This is a genomic window from Kosakonia sp. H02 (assembly GCA_030704225.1).
Classification (GTDB): domain Bacteria; phylum Pseudomonadota; class Gammaproteobacteria; order Enterobacterales; family Enterobacteriaceae; genus Kosakonia.
In genome coordinates, this window is record CP131915.1 from 4,022,273 (window position 1) to 4,033,725 (window position 11,453).

10 protein-coding genes are annotated in these 11,453 nt (G+C 49.3%); 8 read left to right on the forward strand and 2 right to left on the reverse strand.

Features of this window, described 5'->3' with window-relative positions:
* Positions 1 to 28: 28 nt before the first annotated feature.
* The 7 genes from rep (at position 29) to Q5705_18895 (ending at position 8,083) form a co-directional block, all read left to right on the forward strand.
* Positions 29 to 2,050, forward strand: a complete 2,022-nt coding sequence (gene rep / locus Q5705_18865) for a DNA helicase Rep (protein WLI76609.1) — start codon at positions 29 to 31, stop codon at positions 2,048 to 2,050.
* Between the two features lie 282 nt (positions 2,051 to 2,332).
* On the forward strand, positions 2,333 to 2,584 hold the full coding sequence (locus tag Q5705_18870; GenBank protein WLI76610.1) for a phosphopantetheine-binding protein: 252 nt from the start codon (positions 2,333 to 2,335) through the stop codon (positions 2,582 to 2,584).
* Position 2,585: 1 nt separating this feature from the next.
* On the forward strand, positions 2,586 to 3,860 hold the full coding sequence (locus Q5705_18875; GenBank protein WLI76611.1) for a beta-ketoacyl-[acyl-carrier-protein] synthase family protein: 1,275 nt from the start codon (positions 2,586 to 2,588) through the stop codon (positions 3,858 to 3,860).
* Positions 3,857 to 4,618 carry a MaoC/PaaZ C-terminal domain-containing protein gene (locus Q5705_18880; GenBank protein WLI76612.1) on the forward strand — a complete coding sequence of 254 codons (762 nt, stop codon included), beginning with the start codon at positions 3,857 to 3,859 and terminating at the stop codon, positions 4,616 to 4,618. The genes Q5705_18875 and Q5705_18880 overlap by 4 nt, the downstream gene beginning before the upstream one ends.
* 26 nt (positions 4,619 to 4,644) lie before the next feature.
* Entirely contained in the window at positions 4,645 to 5,385 is a 741-nt protein-coding gene (gene fabG, locus Q5705_18885) for a 3-oxoacyl-ACP reductase FabG (protein ID WLI76613.1), read from the forward strand.
* Positions 5,386 to 5,415: 30 nt separating this feature from the next.
* The gene (locus Q5705_18890; protein WLI76614.1) at positions 5,416 to 6,360 is read left to right on the forward strand and encodes a hypothetical protein; all 945 of its coding nucleotides are present in this window, start codon (positions 5,416 to 5,418) and stop codon (positions 6,358 to 6,360) included.
* Positions 6,361 to 6,430: 70 nt separating this feature from the next.
* The gene (locus Q5705_18895) at positions 6,431 to 8,083 is read left to right on the forward strand and encodes a class I SAM-dependent methyltransferase family protein (protein ID WLI76615.1); all 1,653 of its coding nucleotides are present in this window, start codon (positions 6,431 to 6,433) and stop codon (positions 8,081 to 8,083) included.
* 53 nt (positions 8,084 to 8,136) lie between these two features.
* On the opposite strand, the gene gppA is transcribed toward Q5705_18895, so the two are convergent.
* Together gppA and rhlB are read right to left on the reverse strand one after the other, a co-directional pair.
* The gene (gene gppA, locus Q5705_18900) at positions 8,137 to 9,633 is read right to left on the reverse strand and encodes a guanosine-5'-triphosphate,3'-diphosphate diphosphatase (protein ID WLI79064.1); all 1,497 of its coding nucleotides are present in this window, start codon (positions 9,631 to 9,633) and stop codon (positions 8,137 to 8,139) included.
* Between the two features lie 4 nt (positions 9,634 to 9,637).
* Positions 9,638 to 10,906 (reverse strand): ATP-dependent RNA helicase RhlB, encoded by a 1,269-nt coding sequence (rhlB, locus tag Q5705_18905; GenBank protein ID WLI76616.1) that lies wholly within the window; start codon positions 10,904 to 10,906, stop codon positions 9,638 to 9,640.
* Between the two features lie 144 nt (positions 10,907 to 11,050).
* On the opposite strand from rhlB, the gene trxA reads away from it, so the two are divergent.
* Positions 11,051 to 11,380: a thioredoxin TrxA gene (gene trxA, locus Q5705_18910; GenBank protein WLI76617.1), complete on the forward strand. Its 330-nt coding sequence runs from the start codon at positions 11,051 to 11,053 to the stop codon at positions 11,378 to 11,380.
* Positions 11,381 to 11,453: the final 73 nt, after the last annotated feature.

The window sequence follows — 11,453 nt, forward strand, 5'->3', positions numbered from 1 at the left end:
TTTTCAGCCTTCCATTGAGTAATTTCCTATGCGTTTGAACCCCGGACAACAACAAGCTGTCGAATTCGTCACCGGACCTTGCCTGGTGCTGGCGGGTGCGGGATCCGGTAAAACGCGCGTGATCACCAACAAAATCGCCCATTTGATACGCGGCTGCGGATACCAGGCGAAGCATATCGCGGCGGTCACCTTTACCAACAAAGCCGCGCGGGAAATGAAAGAGCGCGTCGCACAGACGCTGGGGCGCAAAGAGGCTCGCGGGCTGATGATCTCCACCTTTCACACGCTGGGGCTGAACATCATCAAGCGTGAGTTTGCCGCGCTGGGAATGAAATCCAACTTTTCACTGTTCGACGATACCGATCAGATAGCCCTGCTTAAAGAGTTGACCGAAGGGCTGATCGAAGACGACAAAATTGTGCTGCAACAGCTGATCTCGACGATCTCAAACTGGAAAAACGATCTGTTGACGCCACCGCAGGCCGCCGCGCGGGCGATCGGCGAGCGGGATCGTATCTTCGCGCACTGCTATGGCCTGTATGACGCGCACATGAAGGCGTGTAATGTTCTCGACTTCGACGACCTGATTTTACTGCCCACCCTTTTATTGCAGCGCAATCAGGAAGTGCTTGAGCGCTGGCAAAATAAAATCCGCTACCTGCTGGTGGATGAATACCAGGACACCAACACCAGCCAATATGAGCTGGTAAAACTGCTGGTTGGTCAACGCGCGCGCTTTACGGTGGTGGGCGACGACGATCAGTCTATTTACTCGTGGCGCGGTGCCCGCCCGCAAAACCTTGTGCTGCTGAGCCAGGATTTTCCCGCCTTGCAGGTGATTAAGCTGGAACAGAATTATCGCTCCTCCGGGCGAATTTTGAAGGCCGCCAACATTCTCATCGCCAATAATCCACACGTTTTTGAGAAACGCCTGTTCTCGGAGCTGGGCTATGGGCCGGAGCTAAAAATCCTCAGTGCAAATCATGAAGAGCACGAGGCCGAGCGCGTAACCGGTGAATTGATTGCTCATCACTTCATCAATAAGACGCAATATAAGGATTATGCAATCCTCTATCGCGGGAACCATCAGTCGCGCGTGTTCGAAAAATTCCTGATGCAGAACCGCATTCCGTACAAAATTTCCGGCGGTACATCCTTTTTCTCCCGCCCGGAAATCAAAGACTTGTTAGCCTATTTGCGCGTGTTAACCAATACCGACGACGACAGCGCTTTTTTGCGCATCGTGAATACGCCGAAACGTGAAATTGGCTCAGCAACGCTGCAAAAGCTGGGCGAGTGGGCGACGTTGCGTAATAAAAGCCTGTTCGCTGCCAGCTTCGATGTTGGTCTGAACCAGACGCTCAGCGGGCGCGGTTACGATGCATTGACGCGTTTTACCCACTGGCTCGGCGACGTTCAGCGCTTATCGGAGCGTGAGCCGATTGCGGCGGTGCGGGATCTGATCCACGGCATTGATTACGAATCCTGGCTATTTGAAACCTCTCCCAGCCCAAAAGCCGCTGAAATGCGCATGAAAAACGTCAATACCTTGTTTGGCTGGATGACGGAAATGCTCGAAGGCAATGAGCTGGATGAGCCAATGACGCTGGCGGAAGTGGTTACGCGCTTTACCCTGCGCGACATGATGGAGCGCGGTGAAAGCGATGATGAGTCCGATCAGGTGCAGCTAATGACGCTGCACGCCTCTAAGGGTCTGGAATTCCCGTATGTTTTCCTGGTCGGCATGGAGGAGGGACTTTTGCCTCATCAGAGTAGCATTGATGAGGACAATGTTGATGAAGAGCGCCGCCTGGCGTACGTTGGCATTACGCGCGCGCAGAAAGAGCTGATTTTTACGCTGTGCAAAGAGCGTCGTCAGTATGGTGAACTGGTGCGCCCGGAACCGAGCCGTTTCTTGCTTGAGTTGCCGCAGGACGATCTTATCTGGGAACAAGAACGCAAAGTTATCAGCGCTGAAGAGCGCATGCACAAAGGTCAGGCGAATGTCGCGAACATTCGCGCCATGCTGGCGAAAGCAAAGAATCAATAAAATAAACGGAAGCTGGCTAATAAATAATATTGAGAAGCTTCTGTTTTTTCTTACTTTATTCTTATTCGGAATTTTGTTGTGCATTGCAGTATATATATTGCATGCGAATCTTCTGTCTGGTTTTTATCTCGTAATGTACCTCTCATCTTCTTCACTATAAGAAATTTTCCCGTCACTATTCTTTGACATTCAATTGTGCCACTTGTAGCTTTATCTAAGAGTTATCCTGTAGCGTATATTATTTATTTCTACCACTCTGCACATGTTTATAAGGATATAGATATGAACAATGATCTCGATAATTTTCTGAAAACGTTAATTGATAAGTTGACCGATTATGATATTGAGCAACTTAATAGCAACACGCCAATTGAAGCGTTAGATCTCGTAAGCCTCGATTTTGTCACTATTAAAGTGGAAGCAAAAAAAACATTAGATATCGATATTGACTTAAATTCTCTTGCTGATGCGCAACCAGAAACTTATGGCGAATTAGTTGCTTATTTGAAAAGTAAATACGTTGAGGGGAAATAATATGAACACATCTATGCACCACTCTCACCGAGTCGTTATTACTGGCTATGGCGCTATTTGTTCTCTCGGTGAAGATAGCGAGAAAATATGGCAATCCGTCCGCGATAAAAAAATGGGATATGAAGAATGGGATGATCCCGGGAAAGGTATTTCAGCTAAATTTTTTGGTAGAGTTACATATCCTCTTAAACTTGAAAAGTTCTCCAGAAAGATCCTCAAAAATACACCGCGATTCGCTGAATTCGGTTTATTGGCAACTGACGAAGCCCTGACAATGGCATTTGGCGATGAGCAAGATATTTTCTCTTATTATGATTCTCGCGACTGCGGTGTTATTTTTGGCACCGGCTGGGCCGGGTTTGATAGCTCGACTATCAATTATTACGCTTATGCCGATCCCGAATCCCTTTCTGCTTCTGCGCACAGTTGTTTTCACTCGATGCCGAGCATCGGTACGTCTGTCATCTCGGTGAACTGGAAACTCAGGGGCTATCAAAACTCGCCTGTTGCCGCCTGTGCCACCGGGAATATCGCGATTGGCGATGCGTATGAAGTCATTAAAAGCGGTAAAGCGCGGATGATGCTTGCAGGCGGTGGCGAAAGCTTGATGCAGCCATTCACCATCTGGTCAGTGGATATTCTGGGGGCGTTATCGAAGGAGCAGCAGGAAGCCGCAAAAGCATGCTGCCCTTTTAGCCTCGACAGAAGCGGGTTTATTCTTTCCGAAGGCGCTGCAACGGTTTGTCTTGAAAGGCTTGAAGACGCGTTGGCGCGCAACGCAACCATTTACGGCGAAGTTATTGGCTATGCAAATCACAGCGATGCATATGCCAATCTCACTGCCCCGGCACCGGATCTGGTTGGCCGGACAACCACCATTCAACGCGCTATTGAGTATGCACAGCTTGAGATTGACGATATCGACTATATCAATGCCCACGGCACTTCAACGCCGATGAATGATTACAATGAAACGTTGGTATTAAAAGAGGTTTTCGGTTCGCGGATATACGATATTCCTGTCTCCAGTACCAAATCCTACACTGGTCATCTTATTGCCGCGGCGGGAAGCATGGAAACTATCTTCTGCTTAAAAAGCATTACAGATAATATGATTCCGGCAACCATTAATCTTAATAATCCAGACCCCAAATGCGATCTTAATTATGTGCCGAACAACCATCTCTTTGGTCAGCGATTGAATCACGTTGTTAATATCAATTACGGGTTTGGCGGTGCAAATAGCTGTCTGGTTATTAAGAGGTATGAAGAATGATCAGGCGCTATTCTGCACAGGATATAGAGCAGTGGGCGCATTATTCAGGTGACCGAAATCGAGTGCACTTCGATAAAGCCTTTGCCCTGAAAAACGGTCTTAAAGACATTATTGTCCAGGGGATGCTTTCGTTACTCGACGCGAAGTTAATGGTGTCCCCCTGGTTAAACTCTGACTCCAGCCTTAATTTTTATATTAAGAAACCCGTTCTGATTAACACCGATATTCGATTGAGTATTAAAGACGGACGAAGTAAACAGATATTAACCGTTGCGGAATCCCGTGATCCTGAAGATATATGTACGACGGCAACAATCTTGCCGTACCAGCCCCCTGACTCACTAGATAATGCAACCAGGATCCCGGTGTCAGATATTATTATTCAGACTCACCTGCAAACTTTAAAAAGCTATTATCCACACATCGGCTGTCATTGGATAATTCTGGATACGCTATTATTTTCACTTTGCTTTAATCAACGTAAAGATGATTATTTTCATCAGCAGGCCCTGAAAATAGCCAGACATCACCGCTACGATAGCATCACGACTTACCATGTCGCGCATAAACTTTTTGTTTCGCAACGGCTACTAACAAGTGGCGATATTGATTTCCAACATTTCGATTATTTGATTGAAGATAAAGATATCTATATCGATAACGATTCCGCTTATAACACCTTTAATATTCATGTGGTTGAGGGTGATGCAATTATTTTCCAATCTTCTATCGGTTGTTTAACCAAAGCATCCGAATAAAAATTGGAAAAATGAAGGAGATATCAATGGATGATAAAAAATGGGTTTTAGTCACGGCAGGTAGCCGTGGAATTGGTTCGGCGATTGTTAAAGAATTGGTTCGACAAAATTATAACGTGATCTTTACCTATAAAAATAACAGCGCGCAGGCTGCTGTATTAATGCACTCACTTAATGTGGATGGCGAAGTTTGCTGGTGCTATCCCTGCGATGTCGCGAATGTTGAATCGGTAAAAACATTATGTGAAACGATACAGGAAAAACATGGTTCACCTTACGCCGTCATTAATAATGCTGGTATTACCAAAGATGCACTCAGTTTCGCGATGAGCCTGGATGACTGGCTTGAAGTTATTAATACGAATCTCAATTCGCTTTTTTATTTAAACCATTACTTGCTCAACGACATGTTGATGCAGAGAGACGGTTGCATCATCAACATTAATTCCATTGCTGGCTTACGAGGCAATGTTGGACAGGCAAACTATTCGGCATCGAAGTCTGCGCAATATGGCTTTACCAAAACGCTGGCGCGGGAAGTCGGGAATTTCAATATCCGTGTTAACTGTATCGCTCCCGGCCCCGTTATGACCGATATGCTCGCTTCGGTGCCGGAAAAAACGGTGTCTCAGCTCACCAAAATGACCCCTCTGAGGAAAATAGGTGAACCCGAGGATATCGCTCTAATGGTCGCTTTCCTGCTGGGTAAGGGTGGGCGTCATATTACCGGACAGACCTTTGTTATCGACGGTGGGTTGTCCATTTGATCAGAATGTTCAAATGAAAAGGAAAAGTGTATGGATCTGAAATTAAGAGCAGTACCCCAGGAAGTTTATGGCGTGATGGAATTGAATGAGAATTTCAACTTCCAATGGAATCCCGATCCCGTTTCATCGCTTATTGGCTTAGGCACTTCTTATGTTCTTGAATTTTTCGAGTTCTATGGGGAACGCATCGGCGATTATTATGATGAGTTTATCGATGAGTCGCCGCAAAAAGATGAACGCTTCGCTGTGTTTGTTACGCAAGAGAAACGACACGCGGCCGCGCATCGTAAATTAAATAACTTTATTACCAAGGGAATTACCCCACCGGCCAGAGAACAATATCACCCGCGCGTTTATGATTTTCTGTACGGTGCTTATAAAGAGCTGGCAGAACCCGTGATTGGTGGGATTGAGCGGGAAAAGGCCGCCGGTAAAAAAGCCGATGGTGCTTCTTTCAAGGAAGCCGTCCGTAGTATCGGAATATTTGAAAGCCAGGTGTGCATGACCGGTCTCTCCTTCTTCGACAATCTCTTTGATAATGGCCGTTTTGATCTGGTAACCGGTATGTCCGGTAATCTCGGCGTGCTTTATTTACTGGGCTATCACTATACCGAAGAGATGGAACATTGCTGCGTCTCTATCGAAGCCTACGAAACCATTTATCAGGAGAAGCTGTGGACCAAAGAACTCGTTGAGAAGCATATCCATAACCGCGATTTGCTCTCCAGCCAGGTTCTTCTCTCTACGCTCCATGTTGCCAAAATGCTCAATCAGGATCTTACCGTTGAGCAGATAACCAACAGCATTGGCTACCAGTACCGCGATCGGGTGGCGAAGAAATATATCGTCGAAGGCTTTAACGCCCGAGAACCTGAAATTTTGGCGCGTCGTAAAGCCCTGGTAGAGCGTTGGGATAACGAATGGGAGCCGTTGCTGCTGGACAAAATAAAGCAGCGCATCCGTACAGGGGCGTAATTGCTCAGTTCCCACTATCGCTGATGCTCAATGGCCGTTTTGCATCAGCGGATTACACGGAAGAATCACTATGCCGCAGACAGATCAGATGCACCACTTTGTCAGCCATGACAGCCAGCAAATCACTTACCGCTATTTTCCGGCGCGTTCACAAAATGGGCCTTCACACGCCATCATTCTGTTTTACCGTGAAAGAGACTTTTGTGAAGACGTCGTTGCGTTTGTCGGGACGCTGGGTCTGGCGGATTGCGCTGTATTTGTTATTGATTTTGATAGCAATGACATCATGCCCGGGACGGCAGATGGTTCGTCTGCTATCTCCCATGAGGGCTATTATTTTCAGCAATTTATCGATCACATCACGACGCACTATTCCATTCGAGCCCAGGATATTGCCCTTATTTCCCATGGCGATCGCGCCGTGGTGATCGCCGCCTGGATGACCGATTACGCCCTTGATATCCGGTCGGTGGTTTTTTACTCGCCGAAATTTTTCTTTCGAAAAAGGGACGCGCTTTTGTACCGGTTGAAAGGTGTCGCCAAACGCCAGTTGCCCCCTTATCCCGCCATTAACGATCTTCTCTATTCCAGCCAGCGAGTTTTCAGAAGCGCATTTGCATGGTCAACGCCAACGCAGTTCGTTCTGACGAAAGACGATCGCAAAACGAGACTCGCCCCGCTGATGACGTTTTATGCCAATCTGGGTAGTCGTATAAAAGCGCTTCTGATGATGCCGGACACTGGATTTGGTTGCCCGGAGCAGGAGTGGAATACAGAGAAAATGGCGCAAACCCGGTCATTTTTAGCGGCGCATTTTTTACAGACGACGCCGGCTCCTTCATTATTCGACTCTCATCTGCGCGGGGCCACGCAGGATGAGTATGAAAAGCTGCGCTTGCCTGAGCAAAATGTATTCAAGCGCCTGTACTGGATGCTCGCCGCGTTTGCACTGCGACGGGTGGGAAAGCTATCGACAGGCGTTCAACTGGGTCTGGAAACTGGCTTTGATTCCGGTGCTTCACTGGAATATGTCTATGAAAATCAGCCCAGCGGCAAAAATGCACTGGGGACGACCCTTGACCGCTATTATTTGAACAATATTGGCTGGCACTGCACAAGGATGAGAGAGAAACATGTTGAAGAACTTATCTCTCTCGCTGCGACCAGGCTAGCGGAGCAGGAGCAGACTGTGCGGATTCTGGATGTTGCCGCCGGTCATGGCCGATATGTGCTTAACGCTATTGAAAAAATCCAGCAGCCGATTACCCATATTTTGATGCGTGATTTTGAGCTTTCTAATGTTCAGGAAGGGGAAAAATTGCTGATGCAGAGGGGATTGATGGATATTGCGCGGTTTGAACAGGGCGATGCGTTTTCTCCTGACGATTTAGCGACGTTGCCAGGCGATCGCACCTTGTCTGTCGTCTCAGGCTTTTATGAACTGTTCAGTGATAACAACCTGGTGCTGACATCCCTGAATGGGATTGCCAACGCAACGAAAAAAGGGGGTTATCTTGTTTATACGACCAAGTTCTGGAATCCAAAACTGGCATTGATGGCTCGTGTACTTCCCAGCCATAAAAAAGGGGAACACTGGCTGCTGCGTCGGCGAACTCAGCGTGAAATCGATCAGCTCGTAAAGCGCGCAGGCTTTGCCAAAATCACGCAGCGTGTCGATCCGTGGGGGATGTTTAGCGTGACGCTAGCGAAAAAAGTCAGGTGATAGCGGGTGATTTTCTGACAAGAGGCGGGTCGGTTGCTGCGATAAGGCCAATCTCAGCAATGTTCCTGGCGGATTTCCAGCGGCCAGTGGACATAACTTTGCCACTGACTTTCCTGTTCGATCAACTCCGCGCCAAGCGGATGGCTTGCCAGCCAGTCCTGCGGCAGTGCCAGCGTTAACGTCTCGCCTTCTGCCGAGACGGTAATATCTGGCAGCAGATCGTCACGACGGCGGCTGGCAAAAATAATCGCCAGACGTAACAGGCGGCACAAATGTTCCGCGACGCGCGGCGGCACGGCGTTTTGCTGATGCAAAGAGGAGAGATCAACAGCGTTAGTCTGGTTAAGCAGCAACGTCGCGAGCAGTTTCTTTTGCGCGGGAGTGAAACCCGGCAGATCGAGATTGCGTACCAGCCAGGCCGCATGCAGTGGCGCTTGTTTAAATTCGATACTTAAACCAATTTCATGCAGTTCGCAGGCAACATGCAGGATTTCACTACTGTAAGCATCCAGTTCCCACTCTTTCGCCACATTTTGAGTAAAACGTTGCGCCAGCGTGGAGACTCGTCTGGACTGGTCAATATCAATCATAAAGCGGCGTTGAATATTGCGCAGTGTGCGACTGCGGATATCCTGGTCAACCGCCAGATGAAGCATGCCGTAGACCAGGCCTTCACGCAGTGCGCCACCGGCCAGTGTCATGCTTTCAATATTCATTTCGGTGAAAATGGCGATCAGGATCGCTAAACCGCTGGGGAAGACCAGTGCGCGCTCCAGCGTCAGGCCTTCGATTTCCAGCTCTTCAAGCCGCCCGCACTGGATCGCGCGCTGCTTGAGTTGCTGCAATTTAGCGAGGGTAATGCGCTCATCCATCCCCTGCGCCATCATGATCTCTTGCAGGGCTTGCACCGTGCCGGATGCGCCAACGCAGACTTTCCAGCCGTGATGACGTAGCTCATCGGCGACCGGGCGCAGTACGTCACGCGCGGCCAGTTCTGCGGTATCGAAGTTTTCCTGGCCGAGATTGCGGTCGGTAAAAAAACGTTCAAGCCAGGTGACACAGCCCATCGACAGGCTGAATAACGAGGTGGTTTGTGCTCCTGTGCCGGTGACAAGTTCCGTGCTCGCTCCGCCAATATCCACCACCAGACGCTGATCCGCGCCGCCGGTTGTATGGGCAACGCCCTGATAAATCAGGCGCGCTTCTTCTTCGCCGCTAATAACCTGCACTGGGCAGCCGAGAATTTCTCGCGCTTTGTCGAGGAAGTCCTGCGCATTAACGGCCAGACGCAGCGTGGCGGTTGCCACTACGCGGATTTGTTCCGGGGGGATATCTTGCAGACGCTCGGAAAAGAGGCGCAGACATTGCCAGCCGCGCTCCATCGCTTCCTCAGAGAGGCGATTTTCAGGGCTCAGGCCCGCCGCCAGGCGGACCTTGCGCTTAATGCGGGAGAGGGTTTGAATACTTCCCGCCACCTCGCGCACAACCAGCATATGAAAACTATTGGAACCGAGATCAATGGCTGCATAGAGCGAGGCGGAACCGAGCATATTTTTAACCTGAACGACGACGATTACGTGGAGCACCACCGCTACGACGCGGACCATTACCGGAGCGCGAGCGCGTCAGACGCTTCGGCGGCGGCAGTTCGCTGAGCAACGCTTCCGGATCGTATTTACTGACCGGAATGGAGTGACCAATATAGCTTTCAATCGCTGGCAGGTTCAGCGCGTACTCTTCACAGGCCAGGCTGATGGAGCTACCACTGGCACCGGCGCGACCAGTACGGCCAATACGGTGAACGTAATCTTCACAATCGTCCGGCAGATCGTAGTTAAAAACGTGCGTGACAGCGGGAATGTGCAAACCGCGCGCGGCAACATCTGTCGCCACCAGAATATCGAGATCGCCACGGGTGAATTCATCAAGAATGCGCAGGCGTTTTTTCTGCGCCACATCACCCGTCAACAACCCTACACGGTGACCATCTGCGGCAAGGCTTCCCCAGATATCTTCACAGCGGTGTTTAGTATTAGCGAAAATAATGGCGCGATCGGGCCACTCTTCTTCGATCAGGGTTTGCAGTAAGCGCATTTTCTCGTCATTAGACGGATAGAAAAGCTCTTCTTTAATGCGGTGGCCGGTTTTCTGTTCCGGTTCCACTTCAACATATTCCGCGTTGTTCATCTGCTCAAATGCCAGTTCACGCACCCGATAAGAGAGGGTGGCAGAGAACAGCATATTCAGGCGCTGATCTGTTGCTGGCATACGGCGGAACAGCCAGCGAATATCTTTAATAAAACCCAGATCGTACATGCGATCGGCTTCGTCCAGCACCACGACCTGAATCGCGCCCAGGTTAATGTGGTTCTGCTTGGTGTAATCGATCATACGACCCGTGGTGCCGATAAGAATATCGACGCCGCTTTCCAGCACTTTCAGCTGTTTGTCGTAGCCATCACCGCCATAAGCCAGCCCCAGCTTCAGGCCAGTTGCCTGCGCCAGCGGCTCTGCATCAGCGTGAATTTGCACCGCCAGTTCACGCGTCGGAGCCATAATAATGGCGCGCGGCTGGTTAACTTTGCGGTCTTCGATTGCCGGGTGAGAGAGGAGATAATGGAACGTTGACGTTAAAAACGCCATCGTTTTACCGGTACCGGTTTGCGCCTGACCTGCAACGTCACGGCCCGCCAGCGTCAGCGGAAGAGCCAGAGCCTGTATAGGCGTGCAATTATGAAACCCTTTATTTTCAAGGGCTTCAATAACTTTTGGGTGCAGGGCGAAGTCGGAAAACTTCTGTTCTGTCAAATGTGTTTTGCTCATAGTGTGGTAGAATATCAGCTTACTATTGCTTTACGAAAGCGTATCCGGTGAAATAAAGTCAACCTTTAGTTGGTTATTGCGGCATCAACACGTTGCTGTTTTATGCTACACCAACATACCAGGCTTATTCCTGTGGAGTTATATATGAGCGATAAAATTATTCACCTGACTGACGATAGTTTTGACACGGATGTACTCAAAGCGAACGGGCTTGTACTCGTTGATTTCTGGGCAGAGTGGTGTGGACCGTGCAAAATGATCGCCCCGATTCTGGATGAGATCGCTAATGAGTACGAAGGCAAGTTGACCATTGCGAAACTGAACATCGACCAGAATCCAGGCACTGCGCCGAAATATGGCATTCGTGGTATCCCGACCCTGCTGCTGTTTAAAAATGGCGAAGTGGCGGCAACCAAAGTGGGTGCACTGTCTAAAGGCCAGTTGAAAGAGTTCCTGGACGCCAACCTGGCGTAATTCCAGACTCCGTCGGTGCGGTCAGCGATCCTAAATTCTTAGGATCGCTGGACGCCCGCCTCCAGCCGTGCTA

Coding starts and splice junctions, on each gene's coding strand:
- rep (WLI76609.1), top strand. CDS start 29: ATGCGTTTGAACCCCGGACAACAACAAGCTGTCGAATTCGTCACCGGA.
- Q5705_18870 (WLI76610.1), top strand. CDS start 2,333: ATGAACAATGATCTCGATAATTTTCTGAAAACGTTAATTGATAAGTTG.
- Q5705_18875 (WLI76611.1), top strand. CDS start 2,586: ATGAACACATCTATGCACCACTCTCACCGAGTCGTTATTACTGGCTAT.
- Q5705_18880 (WLI76612.1), top strand. CDS start 3,857: ATGATCAGGCGCTATTCTGCACAGGATATAGAGCAGTGGGCGCATTAT.
- fabG (WLI76613.1), top strand. CDS start 4,645: ATGGATGATAAAAAATGGGTTTTAGTCACGGCAGGTAGCCGTGGAATT.
- Q5705_18890 (WLI76614.1), top strand. CDS start 5,416: ATGGATCTGAAATTAAGAGCAGTACCCCAGGAAGTTTATGGCGTGATG.
- Q5705_18895 (WLI76615.1), top strand. CDS start 6,431: ATGCCGCAGACAGATCAGATGCACCACTTTGTCAGCCATGACAGCCAG.
- gppA (WLI79064.1), bottom strand. CDS start 9,633: ATGCTCGGTTCCGCCTCGCTCTATGCAGCCATTGATCTCGGTTCCAAT.
- rhlB (WLI76616.1), bottom strand. CDS start 10,906: ATGAGCAAAACACATTTGACAGAACAGAAGTTTTCCGACTTCGCCCTG.
- trxA (WLI76617.1), top strand. CDS start 11,051: ATGAGCGATAAAATTATTCACCTGACTGACGATAGTTTTGACACGGAT.